This window comes from Sphingobium sp. LB126, from assembly GCF_002795205.1.
In the GTDB taxonomy this organism is placed as follows: Bacteria; Pseudomonadota; Alphaproteobacteria; order Sphingomonadales; family Sphingomonadaceae; genus Sphingobium; species Sphingobium chungbukense.
In genome coordinates this window covers 372,518-397,921 of record NZ_NETV01000003.1, presented here as the reverse complement: position 1 = coordinate 397,921, position 25,404 = coordinate 372,518, and the positions used below count along the sequence as shown (strand labels likewise).

Here is a 25,404-nt window from a genome sequence, read left to right as displayed (position 1 = left end):
GGGCCGTTCTGATACGCCGTCGCACTCTTTGCTGACAGCCCGACTTTGAGGGAAATGGGACCGAATTGCCGGTCTGCTGCAGGAACCCGATCCAGCCTGCATCTGTTTACCTCCCGTAATGTTTTAGGAGTCGTGTCATGTTGTGGACAGTCCTGCTCATTCTGCTCGTTCTTTGGGTGCTCGGCGCTTTCGTGGTTCCCGTGGGTGGTGCCCTCATTCATTTGCTGCTTGTTCTGGCGGTGATTGTCGTCATTTATCAGCTGGTCACGGGGCGCCGGGTTTAGCGAAGAGGTTCCGGCCACATTCTCGAGCACAGGCCATCGCTGACGGGCTTTGGGACCGCAATGCCGGTCCGCTTTCCGGCAAAGGCTGGGACGTAGCCGACTGTCAGCTTTGGAGAAGGCCCTCGGCTATAGCTGTCGTTAGCTACCAGCGATCTCCGTTCGCATAAGCCGAAGATATCAACCTGCACAATACTCAGAAACTCGTTCAGGATTATAAATTCGCCAATAGTGTTCAACAATTTCTTTTGGTTAAAGCAGTCCCGGTATTGCCGCATGTTCACCAGACCTCAATCCGATCGAGGTGGCTTTCGCCAAACTCAGGGTTCATCTGCGATGCATCGGTGCGCGAACCATTAACCAACTCTGGCGTGCCCTCAGTCATATCTGAAACCTTACTCGCCAGGCGAATGCTGGAACTTCATATAATACCGCAGGATATGCGTCATATGAAGGGCTCCACGGTCTAGTGATGCGATCACGAATGTGATGGGTCGTCTTGGCGCCGAGGCGGCTCTGGTATAGGAATTACACTCCGTGTAGAGAGTGCGGCATGGTGTATCCGTGAGAAAGTTTTATGGAGAGAATGGCGGGTCTGGAACGACGCATGGCCCAAACCATGCAACAGATTATCATTGCCGCCGCCACCTTATTCGTGAAGGATGGCTATGACGCGACGTCGATGGATGCGATCGCGCTCGCGGCAGGCATTTCCAGGAAAACGCTTTTCAACTATGTTGATTCCAAGCCTGCGCTGATCACGATGGTGATACGGCATCATTTGAGTGAGCCTGTCACAACGCCCCTAAAGGAAAATGCGGAACTCAGCACGGGTGAAATCGAGGATTTTTTCCCGCGGTTTGACCGGACGCTTAAGGCCATGGCCGAGTGTCGTGTGTTAATGCGCTTGGGGGTCGAGTACGCGAACCTGTTCTCCTCTGATGACAATGATCCGGTGATCGATCTCGAACCAAATCGGACGGCCCGGATAGCCCGCACGAAGTTGTTGCAGAGCATCGGAAAGATTCGAGCGGATATACCAGCCGAAGACATAGTGCGACATTTCGAAATATTACGCAATGCAGTCTTCAGGCGCTGGTTGAAATCCAACAATTCCAGCATTGAATGGCTTGAGCGAGAAATCGATCAGATCAAAGCCATCATTACTAATGGTATAAAGGTGATCTAACCGGCCGCCAAGTCTTCAATATAACAGAGGGAAGGAGAAAGGCCGTGAAGCGCCTTGTGTCGTCTGCAGTCTTTTTAATGTGTACATCCGCAATTTCGGCGTCAGCCTGGGCGCAGGCTGCGCCTCAATCTGGTGTGGCTGCGTCAGACAATTCGGACATTGTCGTGACAGCGCGTCGGCGCGAGGAGGCATTGCAGGATGTGCCCCTTTCGGTGTCGGCCCTTTCCGGCGCGCAACTCGAGAGATCGGGAGTAACGGATGCGCAAAGCCTGCAATATCGTACGCCATCTCTGACGATCACCAGCTCGCAGAGCCAACGTAATACCGTCGCCTTTTCGCTGCGCGGCCAGCGAACCCAGGAAACGCAACTGTTCACCGATCCGCCGGTCGGGACCTACTTCGCTGAAGTCGTTCAGCCACGCCCCTACGGGTTTGGCAAATCCTTCTACGATCTTCAATCCGTCCAAGTGCTGAAGGGGGTCCAGGGCACGCTATTCGGTCGCAACATGACCGGCGGCGCAGTGTTGGTCGAGCCCCAGCATCCCAAGTTGGGTGAATTTACCGGCGAGGTCCGGGGCCAATATGGCAACTACGACATGCACGATATCTACGGGGTGTTTAACATTCCGCTGGGTGAAAGCGTCGCTCTGCGTTTTGCCGGCAAGACACATGAGCGGGACGGCTGGGCGCATGAAGTTACAACAGGTCGCCGGTACGATAACCAGAATTTCGACAGTTTTCGTATCTCGGCCCTGGTCGAACCGTTCGCTGGGTTCGAATCCCTTACAATTTTCGATTGGTACAAGTCGCAGGAGGCTGGCACTGCCGCCTTCCTGACCGCAATTTCCCAGCCATCAGCGATCACCAACTACGAGAATTTGCGCAGGGCCGGCAGGATCGACTCCAACATCCCAGCGCAGTTCGCCGAGGCGCAGCGGCTGTTCCGTACGCGCCGATTTTCGCTCGACATCGGCGCGGGTGACGGCGGCAATCTGGATGCATTCGGCGCGCCTTATGAAAGGATGAAAAACTGGGGCGTCACGAACAAGACGACCTGGAATTTAAGCGACGACATCACGCTGAAGAATATCTTCGGATATAGGAAGCAACGTCGTGACATGGTGCAGGATTATGATGGCATTCCTGCGTTCATGATAACGCCATATCAATTTGCGCGGTCGCGGAACATCAGCGAAGAGTTCCAGGTCCAGGGCACGGCATTCGATAACAAATTGGAATATATTGTCGGCGCCTATTATTTCGAGGAGAAGGGCACTGATGGTTCCATCGGCGTCACCCTCCCAGAACTTGGCATTGCCGGAGCCGGACTCAATCCGCGGACGGCGCCGGCCATTCTGTTCGGGAACTATACACCGGGCACCGGCTATTCGCGCACTGCAGCCGGCTTTGTGGCGGGAACGTTCCACATGACCGACCAACTCTCCCTGTCGGGAGGGTTGCGCTACAACTACGATAAACGCAAAATCACGGTTTCACCCGCGCAGCGAAACTTCCCCAATGCCGACGGCACTACCGGGCGCTGCTCATTCGACATTGATGCCGCGACCGCCGGCGTGCAGACAGTTCCGCTGTCCGACTGCTCCTTCACCAACAGCAAGAGCTTCAAGGAATGGACCTATGACGCAACGGTTCAATATGAACCCAGCGCCAGGGTGACCGCTTATGCATCCTACCGCCACGGTTTCCGCGCGGGCGGCTTTTCGACCCGCGCTACCAGCTTTGTCGCTCTACAGCCCTTCGCGCCGGAATTCGTCGACGAATATGAAATCGGGCTGAAGACTAACACACCGTTGGGCGCCGGCCGCCTGACCACCAGCACGGCGCTGTTTCGGCAGGACGCATCCGACGTTCAGAAGCAGCGGGCGACCTTCGTGAATGACAACGTCTTCACCATTGTCGACAATACTGCAAAGCAGCGCAATAGCGGTGGCGAGTTTGAGGCGACGTTGAGCACCGACGGTTTCTCGCTGACGGGCTTCTACTCCTATACCAAGGTCAAGATATTGGAGGGCCGCGCCACATCCGCCAGCGGACCCGAATTCGACCAGCGCGGCGTGCCCAAACATCAGGCGGGGGCGACAGCGACCATTTCGCCCCCGATCAATCCGGAAACGGGCAAATTGAACCTGATCTTGAACTATACCTGGCGGAGCCGTGTGTATCTCGACGACTTTGAGATACAGGGTCTGGAGCCAGCCTATTCCCTCGTGAATCTGCGGGCCGAATTGAACGATGTCGGCGGTTCAAGTGCGTCGGTGGCTGCCTTCGTCAACAATGCGACCAATGAGACCTACCGGATCGGCGTTCTCGGCCTGCTCGCCGAAGGCGTCGGCATCCAGAGCAGCGTCTATGGCGAGCCGCGGACCTACGGTGTGGAAATCGGCTACCGCTTCTAGGACGTAAGCGCCGGGCAGTCTGCGCCGGCCTCATGAAAATGTGGCATGCCGGTCCGGTGGGGTCCTCCCCATCGGCCGGTTGCGGAAGAGGACCCATATGATCAAGTATAGTTTGTTGCTCACAGCTGCCGGCGGATGGGCCTTGATGACGGCCGCCGTTTCCCAAGCGCAGACCGCTTCGCCGCCGGCGGCAGGCGCATGGCCTGCCTTGGTGAAGCCGGCGCCTGATGCGCCCAGCATCCTGCTCATCATGACGGACGATGTCGGCTTTGGCGCATCCAGCACCTTTGGTGGGCCAGTTTCCACGCCGACCTTTGATGCGTTGGCGACGGAGGGGCTGCGCTATACGCAGATGACGACCACCGGCATCTGCTCACCAAGCCGCGCCGCGCTTTTGACCGGCCGCAATCATAATTCCGTCAATGTTGGCAATGTCACCGACGCGGCATCTGGTTTCGACGGCTTTACGAGCGACATACCCAAGTCCGCGGCGACGGGCGCGCGGTTGTTGCGGGACGCTGGGTATGCGACGGCCATGTTCGGCAAGGGGCATATCACGCCAAGCTGGGAAACCGGCCCGACCGGCCCGTTCGACCGCTGGCCCACAGGTCTCGGATTTGGGCATTTCTACGGATTTCTGGGCGGCGATACCAACCAATGGGCGCCTGCTCTCTACAGCGACAACAGTCCTGTGGAAGCACCGACGGACCAGCCAGGCTATATTCTGGACCGCGACCTTGCCGATAAGGCGATCGCCTGGATCAATCGGGCTGACGGCGCCAACAACGGCAAGCCGCAGTTCATCTATTATGCGCCCGGCACCGCCCATGCCCCGCACCATGCCCCTCCTGAATGGATCGCCAAGTTCCGCGGACGGTTCGACCGAGGATGGGATGCGATCCGGAAAGAGACGCTGGCAAAGCAGAAAGCGCTGGGTATCGTCCCTTCCTCAACCAAGCTTGCCGCCAGACCGGATGCGATACCGGCTTGGTCGAGCCTGACCGATCAGCAGAAGCGCGTCTATGCGCACGAGATGGAGGTTTATGCTGCGGCGCTCGCCTATGCTGACGATCAGATCGGCCGCGTCATCGAGGCGATGCGCAGGCAGGCCAACGGCAATCTGATCGTCGTCTATGTGCAGGGCGACAATGGCGGAAGCGCGGAGGCCGGGATCGACGGCACAGCCAATGAACATGCGCTGTTCCACGGACTGAACGACAGTCTGGGCCAGATCGACGCGCGCCGGTCGGAACTTGGCGGTCCGACGACGATGAATCATTATTCCTCAGGCTGGGCGTTCGCAATGAGCACGCCCTTTCCCTGGTTCAAGCAACTGTCGTCGCATTTCGGCGCGACCCGCAACGGGGTGGTGATCAGCTGGCCGGATCACATCCGCGACCGGGGTGGCGTGCGTCCGCAATTCCATCACATCATTGACATCATGCCGACCTTGTTGGACGTCGCACATGTCAGCCTGCCTGCGCAGGTGGACGGCGTTCCCCAGCAGCCGCTGGACGGGGTCAGCATGCGCTACAGCTTTGATAACAAGTCCGCGCCGTCCCGGCGAAATACGCAATATTACAGCATCTGGGACAATATGGGTATCTATCATGACGGCTGGTTTGCCGCTTCGATGCCGGAGATCATGCCCTGGACCTTCGGCAGGGACGCTGCAAAGCCCGCCCATATCGATGGGCGTCAATGGCAGCTCTACAACCTTGGTAAGGATTTCAGCGAGTCGACCGACGTCGCCGCGCGCTATCCACAAAAGCTGGCAGAGATGAAGGCGCTGTTCGAAGCGGAAGCCGGCCGTTACAAGGCACTGCCGGTGCATCGCTACGAGGGAATGGCGGGGCGGCCGAACTATATTGCCGGACAGACCCATTTCCTCTTCAACGGCCCAGCCGACCGCATCCCCGAGGATGTCGCACCGCCGCTCGCCACGCGCAGCTTCGCCCTGTCGGCCGACGTGCGTCTGGCGCAGGGACAAGGCAATGGAACGCTGCTTGCTCTGGGCGGGCGGTTCGGCGGTCTGAGCTGGTACCTCAAGCAGGGGCGGCCGACCTTTCGCTACAATATGATGGGCGGCGCGCAGACCACGGTTTCGACGGACACGGCTCTGCCACCCGGCGACCATCGGCTCGGGGTCGAACTGACGCGGCGCCCAGGGGCCGAGCAGGGAGGCGCGACCCTCACTCTGCTGGTGGATGGCAAGCCTGCAGCGCACGGGGAGATCCCGGCCACCGTCAACCTGCGCTTCACGCTGGACGAAAGCTTCGACGTCGGCAGCGACCGGGGCACGCCCGTCGCGCCGGACGATTATGCCGCACCCAATCTGTTCGACGGTGAACTGCGGAAGCTCAGCATCGACGTGAAATGATCAAGCCGACAGCGGGTTGATCGCTGAGTTGATCCCCTTCGCGCCAAATGGATTTTCCGCCGAGCAGATTTTCAGATTGAATAAGGAGAGGCGTATGACGATGGCAGGCAAAAACAGAGCAACTCGTCAACTTGTACGGTTGCTCGCCAGTGGCTCGCCTCTCCTTCTGATCTTGAAGGCTTCCTGTCTGACAGCCCAACCCGTCGCGCCGCCTGCTCCTATTCAGCCGGCGCATGCACCGGATTTCAAGGGCAGGATTTCGACCTATGCCAAGGACAGCATGGCCGATTGGCCGGTGCCGACCAAGGCGCCGGCAAACGCCCCTAATGTCGTCATTTGGGTGCTGGACGATGTCGGCTTTGGTCAGATCGGTGCATTGGGCGGACTGGCGAATACGCCGAATATTGACAGGGTGGCTGGGCGCGGCCTCATCTACAACAATTTTCACGCGACTTCGCTCTGTTCGCCGTCACGCGCCGCCCTGCTGACAAGACGCAACCATCATGCCGTCCATATAGGATCGCATGCGGCTGCACCTTCCGGGTTTCCCGGTTATGACGACATCATTCCCAAGAGCGCCGCCACCACCGCGAAGGTTCTGAGCGGCCAAGGCTATAGCACCATGGCGATAGGCAAATGGGATCACACACCGGGTCAGTTCACCAGTCCTGCAGGGCCTTTCGACCTCTGGCCGCTGGGACAGGGCTTTGACCATTTTTATGGTTTCATGGGTGCCGACAGCGACCATTTCGAGCCTAATCTCTGGCAGGATAACAGCCTCATCCCGACGCGGCCTCACGCCAAGGACTATTATCTGACTACCGATCTGGCGGACCAGGCGATCAACTTCATCACCGGTACCAAGTCCTCTGCGCCCGACAAGCCTTTCTATCTCTACTGGGCGACGGGAGCGGTGCACGGACCGCACCAATCGACCACCCCGTGGCGGGAGCTGTACAAAGGCAAGTTTGATGTGGGCTGGGATGTCGCCCGAGAACAGATATTCGCGCGGCAGAAACGGCTTGGGGTCGTCCCGCGCGACGCCAAGCTGTCCCCGCGTAGCGACAAAATCCCCGCTTGGTCCAGCCTGAGCGCGGATCAGAAGAAGATGTACGCCCGCCAGATGGAGGCGTTCGCCGCGCAATTGTCGCAGGCGGATCATGAATTCGGCCGTATGCTCGATGCGCTCGAACGCACCGGACAGCTCGACAATACGCTGATCTTCATCGTCTCCGACAATGGCGCCAGCGCAGAGGGTGGGTTGGAAGGCCTTTATCGGGAGATGCGCTTCGCCAACGGACAGCCCACGACTCTGGTGGACAATCTCGAATATTATGACCGATGGGGTGGCCCCGCCACGACGCCGCATTATCACGCCGGCTGGGCCATGGCGGGCAATACGCCGTTCCGCTATTTCAAGCAGTCCTCTCATGAAGGCGGCGCCCGCGTGCCCATGATCCTGTCCTGGCCCAAAGCCATCAAGGGGCATGGGGTCCGATCCCAATATGGCCATGTCGTCGATATCTCGCCGACCATTTTTGAGGCGGCAGGGATCACACCGCCGGCGCAGGTCGATGGCGTTAGCCAGCAGAAAATCGACGGCGTGGCGTTGAATTACAGCTTCGTCGATCCAAAGGCGCCGGAGCGACACAAAATCCAATATTATGAGTTGTGGGGCAATCGCGGCATCTATGCCAATGGCTGGAAGGCCGTGGTCGAACATCGTGCCACGCCTTGGGATTTCCAGCATAACACGCCTTTCAGGGATGACGTCTGGCATCTGTATGGCCCCAACGACTTCACGGAGGTCAAGGATGTTGCGGCGACAAACCCGACCAAGCTGGAGGAACTAAAGGCGCTCTGGCACCACGAGGCGCTGGCCAACAACGTCTATCCTCTGGATGATAACCCGAGTCGGGGCCGGCTCAACAACGAGCGCCTGTGGAAAGGGACCACTAACTTTACTTATTATGGGCCCGGCGCGCATGGCATGTCCGACCAAGCCTTCGCGCCGTTGAAGGGCAATAGTCATAGGATCGACGCCGTAGTTGACATGAAGCAAGGAGGCCAGGGTGTGATAATGGCAGTCGGCGGATCCGAAGCGGGCTTTAGTCTGTATCTGAAGAATGGAAAGCTGAACTACGATGTGAACGGTCTGTCGGCGGACATTTATCACATTGAATCGCCGCAGGTGGTTTCGCCCGGCAAATCCACGCTGTCCGTCGAGTTTCGCAGCACTGACCGCGGCTCCGGTACCGCGCATCTCTATATTAATAACCACGAAGTCGCATCAGGAAACATTCCCGTAACGGCGATTTCCGCCTATTCCGCGGGCGCCGAGACGGCAGATGTGGGGCGCGACAACGGGAGTCCAGTGAGTAATCGCTATGCCGCCCCCTATGAGTTAAACAATGCTACAATTGAACGCGTTGACATTCGATTGATAGACAACTGACAAGGCGGAAAAACGGTGGGCACTTAATTTCTGGCTCGTCTTATAATATTGCTCTGAGGCGCGAGAGAAAATTGGTGTAACCCTTCACAAGGCTGAGCTGGGTCGCACCACGCAGCGAAAGCCAACATGGCAGGTCGACGTGTCGATCGGCTGCGCATAACGGGCCGCCGGGCGATAGCGCTGGCAGTAATTTTCCGCACACAGATGCGATCCACCTTTCAGCACCTTGCGGCCGATCGCGATATCTGGTGTGCACGGGTCGTAGCTCTCCTGCTCTTTCCCGCCGCGCGGGTTGCGGGGGATGCAGCAGTCACTAGCGCTCGCCCCCTTTTTCGCTGCATCCGCATACCAATCCTGCGTCCATTCCCACACATTGCCGATCATGTCGGACAGGCCATAGCCATTGACCGGATAGGCGCCGACCGGCGAAGTGCGCTCCCACCCATCGGCCAGCGTGTTTTCGACCGGGAAGGCACCCTGCCAGTAATTGGCGAGCATCGCGCCGCCGGGTGCCAGTTCGCTACCCCAGGCATAGGCCGCCCCGTCGACGCCGCCCCGCGCGGCATATTCCCATTCCGCTTCGGTCGGCAGCGCCTTGCCCAACCAGTCAGCATAGGCGAGGGCATCGGCATAGGCAATGTGGACGACTGGATGATCCTCCAGCCCGTCAAGGCTGCTGCCCGGGCCCAGCGGGTGACGCCAGTCCGCACCAAAACAGAAGGACCACCAATAGCGGTAATCGCGCATGTCCGGCACATGACTGGGTCGACTGAACAGAAGTGATCCCGCCTTCGCCATCTCCGGGGGCATGCCGGGATAGTCGTTCGGGTCAGGCGCGATCTCCGCCAGCGTGCGATGGCCGGTGGCCGCCACAAAGGCTGCGAACTGCCTGTTGGTGACGGGAGTGGCGTCGATCAGGAAATCGTCGACTTGCACCTGTCGCACCGGGGCTTCCTCAGGGTAGAAGCCCTCCTCCCCCATTGAGAAGCGACCGCCGGGAATGGCGATCATGCCTGCCGGTTGCATGTCTCCATCAATCAGGAGATATGAATCGCCCAAAGCCTGTACCTTCATTCATTTCATTAATCTGATGTGCTTCCCAAACTCCCTTCACTCGCAAGTGGAGTCTGGGATATTAATGGTGCCCATCTTCGCGATGTTGGTCAAGCCGCCTTGTCGTATCGCCGTGCCTTAGGCGGCAATCATTTCCGTGACGCGATCCGTGTGAAAGGCGGCATTTCCCGGATCGTTGCCACCGGCATGTGGGGCCGCGACGAACAGGAATCCTGCGCAAGCTCCATGAATGGAGCGGTGTGTTTGGGGTGGCCGTGATCCAGGAAGCGTGGATAGGCGGCGTCAGCACGCGCCGCGTCGACGAACTGGCCCAGGTCATGGGCATGACCGGCATGTCCAAGTCGCCGGTTTCCAAGCTGCGCAAGACATCGACGAGCGCGTGAACGCCGGCCTGAAGGGGCCGAGCGTCGTGCTTGGAAGCGGCCATTCACATATGGCCACGGAGCTGACCGGGAGGGCCGGGCCGTCCGCTTTAGGTTGGGCAAATCGCGGTCGCGGTCAGCTGCGCAAGAACGGCACGCTTGGAATGCCAGCCGTAAGGTTGGCGCGAAACGTGCGTTTAAGCCTCGACAGGTTTGCGCAGTTCGCTTCTATCTCGATCGGACCAGACGCATACGCGATCGAGCGTAGTTCGATCTTGCAATCGACAGCACGCTGCGGGCTGTTATCTGGTCTGCAACCGAGCCATTCGCACCCCTGCGATGGTCGTGCAGCAGAAGATCGGCCGACCCGTCCAATTCAAGTTGATGGATGACGCCCACGCTAGGCGGCGTGGACAAATTTGAGCCAGTATTTTGCTGACGCGATATGGACCATGGACAGGAAGCTGTCTGCGAGTTGGTCATAGCGGGTGGCAATGGCGCGATTGATTTTGAGGCGTCCGAAGAAGCGCTCGATCTGGTTGCGCTGCCTGTAGAGTTCGCGGTCGTGGTGGATCTTCACGCGGCGGTTGGATCGTCCCGGGATGACGGCCTGTATGTCGCGTTTTGCAAGGTCGACGCGGATAGCATCTGCATCATAGCCCTTATCGGCCAGAAGCGCCTTGGGTGCCTGTTCCGGCAAGGCGATCAGGGTGTCATAAGCCTTGCAGTCAGCAGCTTCGCCGACAGTCAGGTGGAACGCGAGCGGTCGTCCTCGTCCATCAGCCAGACAGTGAAGTTTACTGGTGAACCCGCCCCGCGAGCGGCCAAGAGCTCGTCGACAAGCCCCCCTTTTCCGCCCGCTGCCGAGACATGGGCGCGAACCGTTGTGCTATCGATGCTGTAGTGGCCGCTGTCGGCCATGATCTCGGCCAGCGTCACTGAGACGGCCTCCCAGACCCCGGCCTCACTCCAGCGCCGGAACCGCCGGTAGATCGTGTTCCAGTTGCCGTATTTGGGCGGAACATCACGCCACGGAGTTCCGCAGCGAAGCCGCCAGAGTATGCCGTTGATGATCGCGCGGCTCTCTTCAGGACGGCGTCCGCGCCCTCGGTTCGCTGGCTCAATAGGCAGCAAACCCTTCAAAACACGCCATTCCGCTTCAGTCAGATCGCCCCGGCTCAAGCCTGCCTCCAAAAGGCAGCCTTGAATCAATGGCCCGGCGCAACGTCAACCAATTTGTCCACGCCGCCTAGCCTGTTAGCATGGCTGGAGCGACGAGGAGGTGCAATCGAAGACTATGTTTTCCCAAGCCGGGGGCGTCACATAAAACGGGCACAGATATACGCTAAGCCTTTTGGGGCACGGTAGCGCCGATCTTTTGGCGCAGCGGCCGTAGCGTGCCGGTCGTTAAGTCATGATCCGTCCAAAGGTAATCGCCGGTCAGATTGATGTGTTGCCAGCCCAGCGGTGACAGATGTTGGAGAAATTCGGCCGGGATCTCCTTTCCTTGCTGCTCCATATGGCGAAGCACCGCCTCGAGGTAGGTCGTGTTCCAGAGGACAATGGCTCCAGCCACCAGATTGAGCGCGGACGCTCGGTGTCCTTGAGCCTGTAGCCCATGGTCGCGTATCCGGCCGGTGCGGTGAAAGAAGATCGCGCGCTTGAGGGCGTTCTGCGCCTCGCCCTTGTTCAGTTCGCGCGTAGCACGGCGCCGTTCTTCCGGCTTTTCGATCCAGTCTAGGGTGAAAAGCGTCCGTTCAACCCGGCCTATCTCGCGTAGCGCCAGCGCCAGGCCGTTGGCGCGCGGATATGAACCAAGGCGCTCGAGCATGGTGGAGACACTCGTGACTCCGGTCCGGATAGATGTTGCGAGGCGGACGATGTCTTCCCAGTGGCTAGCGATTGTCCGCCGTCAGCGCCAATGGCACAGATTGAGGTTGTGATTTAAGGAGGATTTGGGCTTCGTCGTAGTGACGAAGGAACGAAGATGAAGCCCAAATCCTCCTTGAAAAAATCGGCGCCGAAGGCCCCAGCTGAGCGGGTGGTGAAGGACATACGGCGTGCGACGCGCCGGCACTTCTCTGCAGAGGACAAAATCAGGATCGTGCTGGAGGGGCTGCGCGGCGAAGACAGTATCGCCGAGCTGTGCCGCAAGGAAGGCATCGCCCAGAGCCTGTATTACACCTGGTCGAAGGAGTTCATGGAAGCGGGCAAGCGTCGTCTGGCCGGCGATACCGCCCGAGCTGCGACCACCGGCGAGGTGCACGACCTGCGCCGCGAAACCCGTGCCCTGAAGGAATGCGTGGCCGACCTGACGCTGGAAAACCGTCTGCTCAAAAAAAGCATGATCGCGGATGGGGGCGACGAAGAATGAGGTATCCCGCATCTGAGAAGCTCGAGATCATCAGGATCGTCGAGCAGTCGCATCTGCCCGCCAAGCGGACGCTGGACCAGCTCGGCATCCCCCGCCGGACCTTCTATCGATGGTATGACCGCTACCTCGAAGGCGGGCCGGAGGCGCTGGAGGATCGGCCATCGGCGCCGAGCCGGGTGTGGAATCGCATCGGCAACGATATCCAGCAGCAGATCGTCGAGATGGCGCTGGACCAGTCCGAGCTATCGCCCCGCGAGTTGGCTGTGCGCTTTACCGACGAGAAGCGCTACTTCGTGTCGGAATCGACGGTTTACCGGCTTCTGAAAGCCCATGACCTGATCACCAGCCCGGCCTTCATCGTGATCAAGGCGGCCGATGCGTTCCACACCAAGACGACGCGGCCGAACGAGATGTGGCAGACCGACTTCACCTACTTCAAAATCATCGGTTGGGGCTGGGTGTATCTGTCGACCGTGCTCGACGACTTCTCCCGCTATGTCATCGCCTGGAAGCTTTGCACCACCATGCGCGCCGGGGACGTCACCGACACGCTGGAACTGGCGCTTGAAGCCTCGGGCTGTTCGTCAGCCAGGGTCGTGCAAAAGCCCAGGCTGCTCAGCGATAATGGTCCGAGCTACATCGCCGAGGAGCTGGCCCAATGGATCGGTGCCAACGGTATGAGCCATGTCCGCGGCGCCCCGATGCATCCCCAGACCCAAGGCAAGATCGAGCGCTGGCACCAGACCCTCAAGAACCGGATCCTGCTGGAAAATTACTTCCTGCCCGGCGATCTGGAGACCCGGATCGAGGCCTTCATCGACCACTATAATCACCGCCGATATCACGAAAGCCTCGGCAATGTGACGCCCGCCGACACCTACTTCGGCAGGGCTGACGCCATCATCCAACAGCGCGAAAGGATCAAACGGAAGACCATCGAACACCGACGCTTGCAGCACCGCAAGCTCGCCGCTTAATATCAACCCCAGGACGAGGCCCGCGCTCCGCTAATCTACGCCGCGATCTGCGCCAAATGTTCTGACGACAGACACTCCCGATGACTGGCACAGTATTACTCAGAAAGAATGCCGCATGCAAAAGGCGACGCTTCGTCCGCGCAGAGGTGACTGGTCCTTCACGAAGGACGTGTGCGCAAAGGCCAGTTCATTGAGCAGATTGGTGCCGCGAACATAGAATTCAACGGACTTGTAATCCGCAGTGTACGAAAAACAGGTGTTTTCCGACGCCCTCAGGCCTTAGCGTATATCTGTGCCCGTTTTATGTGACGCCCCCTATAAGGTGGGTATGTGCATCCCGGCGGAGGGCAGGGCATTTGGACACTGAAAAGACGATATTCTGGTCATGGCAGAGCGATTTTGATGGGCGCGTGACGCGTGAGGCTATCTATGGGGTCGAACCGCACAGCTTCGACCAGATTGTCGCGCTGTCCAGATGAGCCTCCCAGCGCCCATCAGCAGCCGGCGAGGCCGACAGGCCGTCGACCTCGCCTGGGAGGTGACCAAGCTGAACTGCCGATCGCCAATCACGATCAACGCCGAGCTGATCGCCGCCTATCAGGCGGCATCCTCGCCGCATTCCCTGCGCGCGCTTGCCAGCGACATCGAGGCGTTCGACCATTGGTGCCGCCGAAACGGGCGCGTGACCTTGCCGGCGACTCCCGAGACGGTCGCCGACTATCTCGATGCCCGGGCAGGGCAGGGGGCGAAACCCGCCTCGCTCGGTCGCTACAAGGCGTCGATCGCCAAGATCCACCAGCTGCTCGACATCAAGGATCCCACCCAGGCCGAGCTGGTCAAGCTGCGGCTCCGCGCGATCCGCCGGGAGAAGGGCAGCACGCAAGCCCAGGCGCGGCCGCTGCGGTTCAAGGGGCCGGTGCGCAATGTCGAGCGGGATGCACCCCGGGGGCTTAATGTGCGGGGGCTGCTTGAGGCCTGCGCGGATGATTTGCCGGGGCTCAGGGATCGGGCTTTGCTGTCGGTCGCCTACGACACGGGCTTGCGCGCCTCCGAGCTGGTCGCGGTCGAGGTCGAGCACATTGTGGACGCCATCGATCCCGAGGCGCGGCTGCTGACGATTTCGCGCAGCAAGGGCGATCAGGAGGGAAAGGGCGCGACCGCGTTCCTCAGCCCGCGCTCGGTGCGGGCGATCGCCGCCTGGACTGCGGCTGCCGACATCGAGGAGGGACCGCTGTTTCGCCGGGTGCAGGTGCGCCGCTACAAGGCGCGGGCCGCGGTCAAGGGGCGGCGGATCGAGACGATTTCTGGCCGCGAAAGCTGGGATCTGCGCAAGACGTTGCCGAAGTCGGCGGTGCCGGCGCGCACCGAATATGATGTGGGAGAGGGGGCGTTGCACCCGGGTTCGATCGGGCCGATCTGGCGGGCAATGATCCGGCGCGCCTTCGACAAGGGCGCGCTGAGCGACCTCACCGCCGATGATCTGGCGCAGTTGCTCAAGGGCGTGAGCGCGCATTCGACGCGGGTGGGCTTGAACCAGGATCTGTTTGCGAGCGGCGAGGATCTGGCGGGGATCATGGATGCGCTACGCTGGAAGAGTCCCCGGATGCCGCTCGCCTATAATCGCAATCTGGCGGCAGAGCAGGGTGCCGCCGGCCGCTTGATCGCGAAAATCGGGTGATTAGATCTTGATCTGCGCACAATTAGGTATTTGTGACGGTGTTTGAAAATTCCGAGTGCGCCAGATCACGCGGATTAGCGTTCCAGCGAATGTCCGACGGAATCGAAAAAGAAAACCCGCCCGTCTTTTGACGGGCGGGCAAGGAAAGGTGTCTACGTCTTACCGAGACTCCTTCGGGTCGCTGGCTGATGCTATGCCTTCGTGTTTCGGATTCAAGGCTAAACTAGCGGGGCTGAGCAGTTTCTCAGGCTGTGTACATCGCCGCGACCGACGACCTGGAAATATGCGCTAGCCTTGCGTTTATGCGCAATCATGATAGATGTATTATATATACATGATTGGAGCGCGAGTCGTGGACGGTGTCTCGAAAATCAGAGAAGAAGAGCTGACTCCTTTGGTGGAGGAATTTTACGCGCGGGTCCGCGCCGACCCCGCGCTTGGGCCGATTTTCAACGATGCGATCGATGACTGGCCGGAGCATCTTGGGAAGCTGACTGCGTTCTGGTCCTCCGTCATGCTCACCAGTGGCCGATACAAGGGGCAACCGATGCCGGCCCATTTGAAGCATAAGGCCAGGATAACGCCCGCGCTGTTCGAGCGGTGGCTCGCACTCTGGGTTCAAACGACCAATGACAGGATGACGCCCGAAGCGGCAGCGGCGCTACAAGCGAAGGCGCGGCGCATCGCCGAGAGCCTGCAACTGGCGATGTTCTTCCAACTGGAGGAACGGAGTGCTGCATCGGTCGCCAACGCGGAACGTAAGGATGCCATCGAGCGACCAGGGCAAACCCATGGCTGAAATCTTGCCTTACCGTTCCACGCCGGTGTTCAACCAGGACACTCTGCCGGCTGCCTTGCGCGCGCGACATGACACGAAGGCTGGTGTTTGGGGCGTGATCCGGGTTTTCGAGGGCGAACTCCGGCTAACCTACCTCGAGCCACCTTCGGAGATCGTCCTGACGCCTGACCAGCCTGGCTTGATTCTCCCTCAGCAACCGCATTTCGTAACGCCGACAGGGCCGATGAAGATGCAGGTGGATTTTTACGATCACATTCCCAAGCTCTGACATTCCGGGATTTTCAACGCATTCAAAAAGGAGAAGTTGATGACGCAGCCCCTCAGCGATCAGACCATTGCGCTCGTCAAGGCGACCGTCCCCGCGCTCGAAGCGCATGGCCTCGACATCGTGAACGAGATGTATTCCCGGATGTTCCAGAACCCGAACATTCGCGACCTTTTCAACCAATCGCACCATGGTGATGCCGGTTCGCAGCCGCGGGCACTGACCGGCGCCATTCTCGCCTATGCGAGCAACATCGAAAATCTCGGTGCGCTTGCCCCGGCGGTCGAGCGGATCGCGCAGAAGCATGTTGGCCTGCAAATTCTGCCCGAACATTATCCGCACGTTGCCGAGGCGCTCCTGGGGGCGATCAAGGCGGGGCTGGGGGATGCGGCCACCGATGAAATTCTCGCTGCCTGGGGCGAAGCCTACTGGTTCCTGGCCAACATCCTGATCGCCCGCGAGCAGCGAGTCTATTCAGAACAGAAGGATGCGACCGGCGGATGGAATGGCTGGCGCGATTTTCGCGTCGAGGACGTCGTGCGTGAGAGTAGCGTCATCAATTCCTTCGTTCTGCGCCCCGTTGATGGCGGGGCCGTCATGCGGCACAAGCCCGGGCAATATCTGACCTTCTGGCTTGAAATTCCGGGACATCCGCCAGTCAAGCGCAACTATTCGATTTCAGCAGCCCCCAACGGCGAAACCTATCGCATTTCGGTCAAGCGTGAGCCGCTTGGTCTTGCGTCAGGCTGGCTTCATGATGAAGCCAAGCCGGGCACGGTGCTCAAAGTTGCCGCGCCTGCAGGCGAATTCTTCCTGGCAGCGCATGTCGAACGCCCGGTGATCCTCCTGTCGGGCGGCGTGGGGCTGACCCCGATGGTGGCCATGCTCGAAACGCTTGCTGAGGGCGAGGCGGGAGTCCCCGTGCACTATGTCCACGGAACTCATGACCGCGATACCCACGCAATGCGTGATCATGTTCGCGCTGTCGCTGGGCGGGGCAAGTCAATCACCGTCACCGATTTTCATCAGACCCCGCTCGAAGATGAAGTCGCAGGACGGGATTATGACGTCGCCGGCATCATTACCGATGAATGGCTGGTCGCCAACACGCCTGTAGGTGAGGCCGATTACTATATCTGCGGACCACGCCCGTTTCTGCGGCACGCCGTCTCGACCTTGTCGCTGGCTGGCGTCCCATCCGACCGCATTCATTACGAATTCTTCGGTCCGGCGGACGAATTGCTCGCCGCCTGACTGAGCGCGGAGAAGGGCGACATCGCCCTTCTCCGCGTCTACTCAAACCGCCATGTCGGCGTGATCTCGGACTTCTGGACGCACTTGGGCGTCAGCGACAGGTTCCTCGACGAGAATCGCGAACTTGGCACCCTGGTAATAGATGCTGGGCCGATGCCAGGCCCGCGTCACGACGACGACCGTTCCGTCGATCTCGATCTCTTCGCCTGCCTGGGGTGACCGCGCGAAGTGAAAACTGCCCCGGGCTGCTGGGGAACTGCTATCGCCAGCCAAAACGTCAACGAGCATTTACTTCTCCTCCTTATTCAACGGGCGGTCTGTGATGGTGGATAGCGCCACGGCTTGCCCTGGCCGATCGCTGCGTCAAACTGCGTTTCGGCGAAGCTCCAATTTGCGAGCCTGTTCCACCAGGACGTGATCCAGCCCGCGCGATCCTGGCGGTAATCGATGTAGTAGGCATGCTCCCACACATCGCAAGCAAGCAGCGGCGTCACCCCTTCCTCAAGGATTGGGCTACCCGCGTCGTGGGTAGAGATCACCTCGAGCTTGTCGCGCTTCGCGATGAGCCAGACCCAACCCGATCCGAAATGGCCCGTTCCTTCAGCGGAAAAACGCTGTCTGAGCGTTTCGAGACTCCCGAATTCGGACGAAATGGCGCTGGCGAGCAGCCCGGCAGGTTTAACCGTTTTCGGCGCCATGCTCTCCCAAAAGAAGCTATGGTTCCATGCCTGGGCTGCATTGTTGAAGACGCCCTTCGCGCCGCTGCCGTGCGCGATACGGATGATTTCCTCGAGCGTGTGGGCCGAGAAATTCTGCTCGGCCAGCAGCCGATTGAGCGTTTCCACGTAGCGTGCGTGATGTTTGCCGTGGTGGATCTCCAGTGTTTCCGCCGAGAGGACAGGCTCGAGATCCTTGGTCCCATAGGGCAGGGGAGGCAATTCGAAGACGAGCCTCTCAAGGTCGGATTGAGCTATTACAGCATTGCGGCTTTGATCAGCCATCGCTTGTCTCCTTGAGCAGAAATAGCGCCGGAAATCGTTTCGGCCGAGGCGTGATGATGCGGCACCATCCGGCGCAGATAAGTCGGTAGGAAGGCCCTGATGATGAGCGCTGCGGGACCATTGCTGATGCAGCCGCACAGGGCGCTGCAATGGTCTTTGGTGAGAACGGTCAATGTGCATAGGACAGCTCCGCCCTTCGCGCATCGAGCGCGGCCATGCACAGGGCGATTGCCTCAACCGGGTGATGGGCTGTCCATTGGCCAAGCTCGCCCACCACGGTGGTTCCCTGGGGGCCGGCTTCGATCCAATAGCCGGATGGCACCAACATAGCGGCAGCGCGGCAAGTCGCCGTGTAGAGCAGTGCCCGAACGTGGTTGCCGTCGTCCTGCAGCCAGACTCCCGGAGCAATAACGGTCAAGCTGCGCAGTGCCGGAAATACGGCCAGCGCAATCCGTGCATCAATGTCGCGATCGGGTTCACTCGCGCCCTTGCAGGCGGAGATGGCGTCGACGAGGCTGTCGTCATGGCCAATCGCCCTCACGCGGCACAGGGCGCGCACGGCGATCATGACGCGCCTGCAATCCGGAGTTTGGGAACTGCCTCATCGGGGTGGCGACTGACGGGTGAGCAGACCGGTTGGAGAAGGCCGTCTCCAATGGCGTAGACCCAACCGTGAAGCGTTAGCGCAGCGTGCCGCGCCCAGGCCCGAAGAACCAATGGGTTGGCTGCGAGTGCTTTCACCTGGGCGCGGATATTATGTTCGCACAAACGGTCTGCATTGGTATCCGGGGTGCAGCAGACTGTTTGATAGAGCTCACGCACCGGTGCGAGCCAAAGCCCGATCGCGTCGTCCCTGTCCGGTGCCATTGCCGCTTGAATCCCGCCGCACCCGTAATGGCCCACGACGATGATGTGCTCGACCTTCAAAACATCGACCGCGAACTCCAAGGCGGCGGCGAAGTTAGGATCGCTCGGCGTGGCGAGATTGGCGACGTTGCGATGAACAAACATCTCGCCGGGATCGAGATCGACGATTTCGGTGGCCGGCACCCGGCTGTCCGAACAGCCGATCCAGAAGTAGCGTGGCCGCTGCTGGCCTACGAGCCGTTTAAAGAATCCGGGATCGATCAGGGTTTTGGCGTCAGCCCATACGCGGTTGCGGGCCAACAGGTCGGAGAGGCCGCCGTCGTCTGCTCCGTCGGCGGCGGTCTGTCTTTTTCCACTCTCCTCCAATTGCCTCATTGCCCGGGAGCCTGCAGATCGACGACCCGAAGGTAGGGCTTCAGTGTCTTGTAGCCTTGTGGGAACTGCCGGGATGCCTCCTCGTCCGACAGCTTCGGCGATATGACGACCGGCTCGCCAGGTTCCCAGTTGACGGGCGTTGCGATGCTACGGGCATCTGTAAGTTGAAGGCTGTCGATGGCACGGAGAATCTCGGCAAAATTCCGACCGGTCGAAGGCGGGTAGGTCAGGATCAGCCGCACCTTGCGTGACGGATCGATGACGAAGACGGAACGGACAGTGACCGTCGGGTCGCTCTCGGGGTGGATCATGTCGTAGAGCGCCGACACCTTGGTGTTGGCATCGGCGATCATCGGGAAGTCGAGTTTCGTCCCTTGGGTTTCGTGAATGTCGAGCTCCCATTTGTGATGGGCTTCGACCGGATCCACCGAGAGGCCAATGGGTTTGACGTTGCGTTTGTCCCATTCGGACCGGAGCTTGGCAACCTCGCCCAGTTCCGTCGTGCAGACCGGCGTAAAATTCTTGGGATGGCTGAACAGGACACCCCAGCTTCCGCCGAGCCAATCGTGGAAGCTGATGCGACCGTGCGTGCTGTCCTGCTCGAAATCGGGGGCGATCTGCCCGAGCTGAATGGCCATGGGAACTCCTTCATATCGCAGATCTGATGTGGAGATGGACGAAGCATCATACAAACGAATGTTAATATTATTTATCAGCAAAGATATTGGATATAAATTAGCGCCGGGTTCCCGGTCCGAGCCCCACGATCACGAGGAGGGCTATCGGCATGGCGAACAGCACTATCCCATTGCCGTCCCCTTCGGCGACGAAGCCGTTTTGGCGGAGCAAATCGACAAAAAGGCGGATCGAGACGAAGGCGATGCTTGCGGCGAAAATCAGATAGAGCCCGGACATGGAGGGCGGGCGCTCTGGTCCACGCGCTTGTCGGTCATCATCGTTGTCAGCCTTCACGGCAGCTTTGTCCGTGACGAGGGAGGCGGTTTGCGGCGGCAGGTTTCCTGAAGATTAGGGGCATCTTCACCCGACGGCTGTCGGTCTTCAGATGACCACAGCGCAATGAAGTCAAACGGAGGGGGCACTTCCTGCCAGGGCTGACGCACTCGGCGATGTGCCGTTTGTTCCCAATCGAGAGAGAGGATCACACCGATACAAACCGCGATCACGAAGACCACCACGGCAACGAAGACATCGTCACTGATCGCACCAGCGTCGTAAAAACTGAAAAGTGCTATGCCTATCCCTAAAACCAGCAACGCCAGCGCTATGCTGACTTTCCAGATTTCGGCCCGCGGCGGCGGCGGTTCGGGCGTAAAGCGGCCTAAAGGTTTCATCTGAAAGTTCGCCCAAACCGTTGGACGCCTTATGGTTGTTGGTGCCTGTCCAGGGTCGATCACACGGGTCTTGCCTTGTGATCCCATCATCGGCCCGCTACCATGAAGCAAGCAAATGAATATTATTGCGCATTGAGCGCAAGGATGATGGCTTATGGATATCAATGTTGCGCGCACATTCTTGGAAGTCGTCAAAACCGGCAGTTTTGTGAACGCTGCGTCGAACCTTCACCTCACGCAGACCGCAGTCAGTGCCCGCATCCGGGTGCTTGAGGACCTGCTCGATCGGCCAGTATTCATCCGCAACAAGGCAGGTGCGAAGCTGACACCGGCGGGCGAGCAGTTTCTGCGCTTTGCAACCACCATGGTGCAGGTCTGGGATCGGGCGCGCCGCGCCGTCGCGCTCCCGCCGGGACGGGAGACCGTGGTAACGGTCGGCGCCGAGCTCAGTCTGTGGAGTCCCTTGCTGCGGCACTGGCTGCTCTGGATGCGTCGGGAATGTCCGGAAATCGCGGTAAGCACCCATATCGACACATCCGAACGCCTGATGGAGCAGGTCCAGGATGGCTCACTCGATATGGCGGTGCTCTATGCCGCGCCGAGCCGTCCGGGGATCATCGCCGAACTCTTGTTCGAGGAAAAGTTGGTCCTGGTGCGGACCACGCCAACCAGCAGCCCTCTCGCACCGGAAGATCATGTTCAGATCGATTGGGGTGAGGAGTTTGCCGGGAGCTATCACGCCGCTTTCCCGGATCAGCCTAACGCCGTCGTTTCGATAAGCTATGGTCCGCTCGCGCTCGATTATATCCTGGCGACAGGGGGTAGCGGCTATTTTCGCAAAGGCTTCATCCGCTCCTATCTCGAGGAAGGCCGCCTCGCTCTCGTCCCCGGAAGTCCTGAATTTTCGTACTCGGCCTATGTCGTCCACAGCACAAAGGCCGACCCGGGCGTGATGGACCGCATTCGTGCCGGCCTCAAGGCGGCCGCGGCGATTACAGCATGACCGTGAACGAACCATCCTCGCCCGTTTGTTACGCCAGCGAAGCCGATGACATTTACATGGGCTTTGCCGGTCGCGAGGAGATCCTCGCGGCGCTCCACGAACTGCTGGAAGCCGAACGGGCCGGCGCCCGCGTCGCGCTCGCCAGCACCAAGTCGGCGAACGATCCCGACTACGCCGAACTGATGCGATCGGTCCGTGCCGACGAAGCACGTTGGTGCGCGATGCTCTCGAGGCAGATCAGGCGATTGGGCGCAGCGCCCTCACGCAAGACCGGCGCCTTTTACAAGAAGGCGTTGGCAATCCCTGATCCGCTTGAAAGGCTCGCCTTTCTCAACCGCGGACAAGCCTGGGTGGTTCGCAAACTGGAATCTCTGACCCCTAGGGTTCGTGACGAGGCATTGCATGCCGATCTTCGCGAGATGCTCGAGAGCCATCGGGTCAACATCGATCGCGCCGCAGCGCATCTTGAAGCGGAGCATTGACCTGCGCGGAAATCCGCAGCTGTATCATTTAGTCCATGCCGACGCCGAGCGGTGATTGGCGGTTAATCAGCCGCTTCATGGCCTCACGATCGGACAGGAGATCGGAAATCCGGTAGGTATCGAATACCGCCATCATCGCCTGCATGCCTTGCGCCAGCACGCCGGTCAGTCCACATGCGGGAGACAGCGCACACCCGGAACAATCTGCGAGTTGGAAGCCTTCCTCGGTGCGGCGGACGACCTCGCCGACGGTGATCTCATCCGCTGGTCGGGCGAGACGCATGCCGCCGGCGCGACCGCGAACGGTTTCGATGAAGCCGTCGTGCGCCAGGGCGTTGACGACCTTCATCAGGTGATTGTGGGAGACATCATAAGCCCGCGCGATTTCGCCGATCGAACACAGGCGCTCTTCGTGAAGGGCCAGGTGAATCAAGACCCGCAGTGAATAATCCGTGTAGCGTGTCAGCCGCACGCAGAACTCCCGAGAACCAATCTGCAACACCATACCTGTATGTCACAGACATGTTAAGGCCGGGATCGCCCTCGAGCCGACTTGCAACGATCGGCCCATGGTTGTTGGCCTGCAGCGACCGGCCTTATCGAGCAATTATTTTGATGGATCGCTGCATTAAAAGTCATTTTGTGCATGAGTGCTCGTGATGCCATCCTGATGTCCCCTTGGGCGTGAGAGGCTGATATGTACAAATACGACGAGTATGATCAGGCCATGGTCGATGCCCGGGTCGAAGAGTTTCGCGACCAGACGCGCCGTCGGATCGAAGGCCATCTCAGCGAAGACCAGTTCAAGCCTCTGCGGCTCAAGAATGGGCTCTACCTGCAACTGCACGCTTATATGCTGCGCGTAGCGGTGCCTTACGGCACGCTCAATTCGCGGCAAATGCGCAAGCTGGCGCATATCGCGCGCAAATATGACCGAGGCTACGGTCATTTCACGACACGACAGAACATCCAATATAACTGGATCAAACTGGCGGATGCGCCCGACATCCTCGCTGAGCTCGCGACGGTGGAAATGCACGCCATCCAGACGAGCGGCGAGAGCATTCGCAACCTGTCGGCGGATCATTATGCTGGAGCTGCTCCCGACGAGATATGCGATCCGCGGCCCTGGGCCGAACTGATCCGCCAGGCCACGACGTTCCATCCAGAATTCAGTTATCTGCCGCGCAAGTTCAAGATCGCAGTGATCGCCGCGCAGGAAGACCGTGCCGCGCTGCGCTGGCACGACTGTGCACTGCGCATCATCAAGAACGAGAGCGGTGAGCAGGGGTTCGAGGTCTATGCTGGCGGTGGTATGGGGCGCACGCCGATTATCGCTTTCCCGATCAGGACGTTCTGTCCGGCAGGCCAGATCTTTTCCTATATCCAGGCGATCCTGCGGGTGTGGAACCGGCATGCGCGGCGCGACAACATCCACAAGCAGAGGATGAAGATCCTTGTTCATGAACTGGGGGAAGAAGAGTTCCGCCGTCAGGTGGAGATGGAGTTCGAGCACATCCTGACGCTGGGCCGGGATTTTCCGCAGGCCGAGTATGACAGGATTGCCGCCCATTTTGACCCGCCGCCGTTCGAGACCGGGCTTTCCGAGGAGCTCGACCGCTCCGATCCCGACTTCGCGCTATGGGTCGATCGCCAGGTCGCCGCACATAAGGCGCCCGGTTATGCCATCGTCAATATCAGCCTCAAACCCGACGGGGGTATAACCGGCGACATTTCAGCCGAGCAGATGGAGCTCGTGGCCGACCTTGCCGAACGCTACAGCTTCGATGACCTGCGCTCGACGCATGTCCAGAATCTCGTGCTGCCCCATGTGCGCAAGCGGGATCTCCATGCGGTCTGGCAGGCGCTGGACGCGGCGGGGCTGGCAAGCGTCAATCTCGGCCTCGTCACGGACATCATCGCTTGTCCCGGACTCGATTATTGCAGCCTGGCCAACGCGCGTTCGATACCCGTCGCCCAACAGATCGCAGAGCGCTTTGCCGATCTCGATCGTCAGCTCGACCTCGGCGAACTCAAGATCAAGATTTCGGGCTGCATCAACGCCTGCGGTCATCACCACGCGGCCCATATCGGTATCCTTGGTGTCGATCGTAAGGGCACAGAGAACTACCAGTTGCTGCTTGGCGGGTCCGGGGCCGAGGATGTTTCGCAGGCCAAGATCACCGGGCCGGGCTTCGACGAGACCGGGATCGTCGATGCCGTCGAACGCACGATCGAACGCTATCGTGAGATTCGCGAGCCAGGTGAACGCTTTCTCGATTGCTATCGCCGCGTTGGCATGGATCCGTTCAAGGAGGCTATTTATGGGTGATCCGTTACGCTTCCGGGACGATCCGGCACCGGATGAGCCGGGAGTTTCCCTGGATGCGTTTCTCAATCAGAAGGACGCAACCTCAGTGCTTCTCGAGGCGGGCGATGATGTCCGCGCCTTGTTACCCGAACTTGGCCGCGTGCGGCTCGTCGAGATCGACTTTCCGCGGTTTCGCGACGGGCGTGGTTTTTCCAGCGCAAGCATATTGCGCGAGGCGGGCTACACAGGCGAAATCCGCGCGATCGGTGACGTGCTCATTGATCTCGTATTCTTTATGCGGCGTTGCGGCTTCGACAGCTTCGAGCCCGACGCCCCCTTTCATCCGGGTGCCGTCGATGCTGCGCTGAGCCGCTACCCTGACGTCTATCAGTCCGCGACAGATGGGCGAGTACCGATTTGGGCGCTGCGGCATCCCCAATTCGCCACGGAATGAAGGCAGTTCCTTCCTCTGGTTTGGACGGTAGTTCGGCACCTGGCGCGCGCACCA

24 protein-coding genes and 3 pseudogenes are annotated in these 25,404 nt (G+C 59.8%); 15 read left to right on the top strand and 12 right to left on the bottom strand.

All coding sequences use genetic code 11. The features are described 5' to 3' along the window. The first annotated feature begins 137 nt into the window (after positions 1–137). From CAF53_RS27260 to CAF53_RS23500, 5 genes are all read left to right on the top strand, one after another. On the top strand, positions 138–284 hold the full coding sequence (locus tag CAF53_RS27260; protein ID WP_157801354.1) for a lmo0937 family membrane protein: 147 nt from the start codon (positions 138–140) through the stop codon (positions 282–284). 583 nt (positions 285–867) lie between these two features. Further along, positions 868–1,470, top strand: a complete 603-nt coding sequence (locus CAF53_RS23515; RefSeq protein ID WP_157801353.1) for a TetR/AcrR family transcriptional regulator — start codon at positions 868–870, stop codon at positions 1,468–1,470. 44 nt (positions 1,471–1,514) lie between these two features. Beyond that, positions 1,515–3,887: a TonB-dependent receptor gene (locus CAF53_RS23510; RefSeq protein ID WP_242443594.1), complete on the top strand. Its 2,373-nt coding sequence runs from the start codon at positions 1,515–1,517 to the stop codon at positions 3,885–3,887. Between the two features lie 97 nt (positions 3,888–3,984). Next, complete coding sequence (locus CAF53_RS23505) at positions 3,985–6,267, top strand: sulfatase-like hydrolase/transferase (RefSeq protein WP_100239771.1); 2,283 nt, start codon at positions 3,985–3,987, stop codon at positions 6,265–6,267. Positions 6,268–6,361: 94 nt separating this feature from the next. Beyond that, positions 6,362–8,722: an arylsulfatase gene (locus tag CAF53_RS23500; RefSeq protein ID WP_100239770.1), complete on the top strand. Its 2,361-nt coding sequence runs from the start codon at positions 6,362–6,364 to the stop codon at positions 8,720–8,722. An 84-nt stretch (positions 8,723–8,806) separates the two neighbouring features. On the opposite strand, the gene CAF53_RS23495 is transcribed toward CAF53_RS23500, so the two are convergent. After that, a complete protein-coding gene (locus tag CAF53_RS23495; RefSeq protein WP_242443593.1) occupies positions 8,807–9,748 on the bottom strand; it encodes a formylglycine-generating enzyme family protein in 942 nt (313 codons plus the stop codon). 299 nt (positions 9,749–10,047) lie between these two features. Between CAF53_RS23495 and CAF53_RS23490 the strand changes: the two are divergent. Then, positions 10,048–10,184: pseudogene (locus tag CAF53_RS23490) on the top strand (transposase); the annotation flags it as partial. Positions 10,185–10,558: 374 nt separating this feature from the next. Here CAF53_RS23490 and CAF53_RS23480 read toward each other — a convergent pair. Beyond that, a pseudogene (locus tag CAF53_RS23480) lies at positions 10,559–11,292 on the bottom strand (IS5 family transposase). 211 nt (positions 11,293–11,503) lie between these two features. Then, a pseudogene (locus CAF53_RS23475) lies at positions 11,504–12,061 on the bottom strand (Tn3 family transposase); the annotation flags it as partial. A gap of 84 nt (positions 12,062–12,145) precedes the next feature. Between CAF53_RS23475 and CAF53_RS23470 the strand changes: the two are divergent. From CAF53_RS23470 to hmpA, 5 genes are all read left to right on the top strand, one after another. Then, a protein-coding gene (locus CAF53_RS23470; protein ID WP_100239769.1) for an IS3 family transposase occupies positions 12,146–13,509 on the top strand; the annotation gives its coding sequence in 2 pieces (ribosomal slippage) (positions 12,146–12,494 and positions 12,494–13,509; 1,365 coding nt in all). A gap of 475 nt (positions 13,510–13,984) precedes the next feature. Beyond that, positions 13,985–15,187 carry a tyrosine-type recombinase/integrase gene (locus tag CAF53_RS23465; RefSeq protein ID WP_056383872.1) on the top strand — a complete coding sequence of 401 codons (1,203 nt, stop codon included), beginning with the start codon at positions 13,985–13,987 and terminating at the stop codon, positions 15,185–15,187. 319 nt (positions 15,188–15,506) lie between these two features. Next, entirely contained in the window at positions 15,507–15,986 is a 480-nt protein-coding gene (locus tag CAF53_RS23460) for a group III truncated hemoglobin (protein ID WP_100239768.1), read from the top strand. Further along, a complete protein-coding gene (locus tag CAF53_RS23455; protein ID WP_020820531.1) occupies positions 15,979–16,254 on the top strand; it encodes a DUF1971 domain-containing protein in 276 nt (91 codons plus the stop codon). The genes CAF53_RS23460 and CAF53_RS23455 overlap by 8 nt, the downstream gene beginning before the upstream one ends. A gap of 39 nt (positions 16,255–16,293) precedes the next feature. Further along, complete coding sequence (gene hmpA / locus CAF53_RS23450) at positions 16,294–17,505, top strand: NO-inducible flavohemoprotein (protein WP_100239767.1); 1,212 nt, start codon at positions 16,294–16,296, stop codon at positions 17,503–17,505. 42 nt (positions 17,506–17,547) lie between these two features. Here hmpA and CAF53_RS23445 read toward each other — a convergent pair whose 3' ends face one another. The 8 genes from CAF53_RS23445 to CAF53_RS27245 form a co-directional block, all read right to left on the bottom strand. Continuing rightward, a complete protein-coding gene (locus CAF53_RS23445) occupies positions 17,548–17,793 on the bottom strand; it encodes a hypothetical protein (RefSeq protein ID WP_020820532.1) in 246 nt (81 codons plus the stop codon). Between the two features lie 17 nt (positions 17,794–17,810). Then, positions 17,811–18,506 (bottom strand): superoxide dismutase, encoded by a 696-nt coding sequence (locus CAF53_RS23440; RefSeq protein ID WP_100239766.1) that lies wholly within the window; start codon positions 18,504–18,506, stop codon positions 17,811–17,813. Then, the gene (locus CAF53_RS27250; RefSeq protein ID WP_021318857.1) at positions 18,479–18,679 is read right to left on the bottom strand and encodes a hypothetical protein; all 201 of its coding nucleotides are present in this window, start codon (positions 18,677–18,679) and stop codon (positions 18,479–18,481) included. The genes CAF53_RS23440 and CAF53_RS27250 overlap by 28 nt, the downstream gene beginning before the upstream one ends. Further along, positions 18,676–19,074 carry a hypothetical protein gene (locus tag CAF53_RS23435; protein WP_020820534.1) on the bottom strand — a complete coding sequence of 133 codons (399 nt, stop codon included), beginning with the start codon at positions 19,072–19,074 and terminating at the stop codon, positions 18,676–18,678. The genes CAF53_RS27250 and CAF53_RS23435 overlap by 4 nt, the downstream gene beginning before the upstream one ends. Next, positions 19,071–19,748 carry a carbonic anhydrase gene (locus tag CAF53_RS23430; protein WP_020820535.1) on the bottom strand — a complete coding sequence of 226 codons (678 nt, stop codon included), beginning with the start codon at positions 19,746–19,748 and terminating at the stop codon, positions 19,071–19,073. The genes CAF53_RS23435 and CAF53_RS23430 overlap by 4 nt, the downstream gene beginning before the upstream one ends. Next, the gene (locus tag CAF53_RS23425) at positions 19,745–20,386 is read right to left on the bottom strand and encodes a peroxiredoxin (protein WP_008828739.1); all 642 of its coding nucleotides are present in this window, start codon (positions 20,384–20,386) and stop codon (positions 19,745–19,747) included. Before CAF53_RS23425 ends, CAF53_RS23430 begins: the two co-directional genes overlap by 4 nt. Before the next feature lie 97 nt (positions 20,387–20,483). After that, entirely contained in the window at positions 20,484–20,663 is a 180-nt protein-coding gene (locus CAF53_RS23420) for a hypothetical protein (RefSeq protein WP_020820536.1), read from the bottom strand. 53 nt (positions 20,664–20,716) lie between these two features. Further along, entirely contained in the window at positions 20,717–21,100 is a 384-nt protein-coding gene (locus tag CAF53_RS27245; RefSeq protein WP_157801351.1) for a hypothetical protein, read from the bottom strand. A 154-nt stretch (positions 21,101–21,254) separates the two neighbouring features. On the opposite strand from CAF53_RS27245, the gene CAF53_RS23415 reads away from it, so the two are divergent. Then, positions 21,255–22,103 carry a LysR family transcriptional regulator gene (locus tag CAF53_RS23415; protein WP_054435103.1) on the top strand — a complete coding sequence of 283 codons (849 nt, stop codon included), beginning with the start codon at positions 21,255–21,257 and terminating at the stop codon, positions 22,101–22,103. Beyond that, a complete protein-coding gene (locus CAF53_RS23410; protein WP_056379653.1) occupies positions 22,100–22,585 on the top strand; it encodes a DUF6306 domain-containing protein in 486 nt (161 codons plus the stop codon). The genes CAF53_RS23415 and CAF53_RS23410 overlap by 4 nt, the downstream gene beginning before the upstream one ends. 28 nt (positions 22,586–22,613) lie before the next feature. On the opposite strand, the gene CAF53_RS23405 is transcribed toward CAF53_RS23410, so the two are convergent. Then, positions 22,614–23,057 carry an Rrf2 family transcriptional regulator gene (locus tag CAF53_RS23405; protein ID WP_008828736.1) on the bottom strand — a complete coding sequence of 148 codons (444 nt, stop codon included), beginning with the start codon at positions 23,055–23,057 and terminating at the stop codon, positions 22,614–22,616. A 225-nt stretch (positions 23,058–23,282) separates the two neighbouring features. Here CAF53_RS23405 and CAF53_RS23400 point away from each other — a divergent pair, with 225 nt between their 5' ends. Together CAF53_RS23400 and CAF53_RS23395 are read left to right on the top strand one after the other, a co-directional pair. Further along, positions 23,283–24,917, top strand: coding sequence for a nitrite/sulfite reductase (locus tag CAF53_RS23400; protein WP_100239765.1), 1,635 nt, complete (start codon positions 23,283–23,285; stop codon positions 24,915–24,917). Then, positions 24,910–25,350 (top strand): DUF934 domain-containing protein, encoded by a 441-nt coding sequence (locus CAF53_RS23395; RefSeq protein ID WP_020820542.1) that lies wholly within the window; start codon positions 24,910–24,912, stop codon positions 25,348–25,350. Before CAF53_RS23400 ends, CAF53_RS23395 begins: the two co-directional genes overlap by 8 nt. The last annotated feature ends 54 nt before the right edge of the window (positions 25,351–25,404 follow it).